Here is a 929-nt window from a genome sequence, read left to right on the forward strand (position 1 = left end):
TGGTGTCGTTTGGCGTACGGATGACTCACCCCAAAACAATGAAGCCTTTACAAAACCGACTAATACACAATACCCACAGGTCAGAATGGTGTGTCAAATGGAGCTAAGCAGCCACCTAATCACGGGGAGTGCTTTTGATGATTACAAGGTCAATGAAATGGTGCTGGCTGAAAAGCTTATAGAAACCACACCCGATAACAGTCTCACTTTATTCGACAAAGGTTTCTATTCTTTAGGGCTTTTACATAAATGGCAAACAACTGGCAGTGAACGCCATTGGCTAATCCCCCTGAAAAAAAATGTGCAATATGAAGTTATTCAAACATTAGGGCGTAATGATAAATTAGTCCAACTTAGTAGCAACCCAAGAGCAAGAAAGATGTGGCCAACGCTGCCTAACACCTTAATCGCGAGGTTAGTGACTCGAAAAATAAAGGGGAAATCATATAGTGTGATGACATCTATGACAGATCCGATGCGATATCTATCAGCCGATATAGGTGATTTGTACAGTCACCGCTGGGAGATAGAGCTTGGTTATCGGGAACAAAAGCAATATATGCTGGGCAATCGATTAACATTAAGAAGTCGCTTACCAGCGCTTGTAAAGCAAGAGCTGTGGGGGGTGTTGCTTACTTATAATATGGTGCGATATCAGATGGTAAAAATGTGCCACACATTAAAAGGTGATTATTTACCGTACCAACTGAGTTTCAATGGTAGTTTAGCTCAAATAATGAGGTTGCTTGTTGGATTACCTTATTCAACACCTGGAGCCATACCACGTCAATTAAAATACTTTTATGCGATGGCAGAAAGCCTAATTCTAGAGCCTCGAAGGGATCGAGGTTTTCCTCGTGCAGTCAAGCCAAGACCACAGCGGTACGCTAGAAATAAAAAAGCCGCTCACCTTAAGTGAACGGCATTAG

General features: G+C 42.2%; 1 protein-coding gene. It reads left to right on the forward strand.

Translation table 11 applies throughout. The features are described 5' to 3' along the window. On the forward strand, positions 1-919 hold a 919-nt coding region (locus GQR53_RS20490; RefSeq protein WP_165745057.1), incomplete at its 5' end, for an IS4 family transposase. Positions 920-929 lie beyond the last annotated feature (10 nt).

It is taken from the genome of Pseudoalteromonas sp. Z9A6, from assembly GCF_011378805.1.
GTDB lineage: Bacteria > Pseudomonadota > Gammaproteobacteria > Enterobacterales > Alteromonadaceae > Pseudoalteromonas > Pseudoalteromonas distincta.